At 39.0% G+C, this 484-nt stretch carries 1 protein-coding gene; it reads left to right on the forward strand.

Going from position 1 to position 484, the window contains the following annotated elements; all coding sequences use genetic code 11:
• Nucleotides 1–131: 131 nt before the first annotated feature.
• A complete protein-coding gene (locus tag BCT11_RS04025) occupies nt 132–329 on the forward strand; it encodes a hypothetical protein (protein ID WP_005537014.1) in 198 nt (65 codons plus the stop codon).
• Nucleotides 330–484 lie beyond the last annotated feature (155 nt).

Genomic DNA, 484 nt, shown 5'->3' on the forward strand with positions numbered 1-484 from the left:
GCGTTATGTGTAATTTTGGTTTCTACATCATAATTGAACGTAAGTTGATGTATTTGCTGAACTAACATTGCTTCTTCGCCTCTGTCATGGTTATCTAAAGGAATAAGGCTATATAACCACAGGGATGTTTTATGAATTCTATATACGGTTCAGTGATGATATGGGCAGTTTTTATCGTCTGGTTAACTCCATTTGTATTAGTTTTAAAATCCAATAAAACCACAGGTCGGGAAAAGCTCGCTTGGGTACTTACCATACTCTTTGTTTCTTGGTTTGCTTGGGTTATCTATATGGTTATTGCACCTATCAAACCTAAAGTTGATGGTTAGCAAACTAATGGTGAGGGCGAGCAAAAATTTCACATAACAAACTGCTTAAGAGGGATTCGCAACGCGTGGCATTTTTACTATGCGTTGATTTTTGGTGATTTAGGTGGTTTGCAGCGGCTTCGGTATTGCGTTGCTCACCCCTTAGCAGGGCGTTA

The sequence above is a fragment of the Vibrio sp. 10N.222.52.B12 genome (genome assembly GCF_002875385.1).
GTDB lineage: Bacteria > Pseudomonadota > Gammaproteobacteria > Enterobacterales > Vibrionaceae > Vibrio > Vibrio jasicida.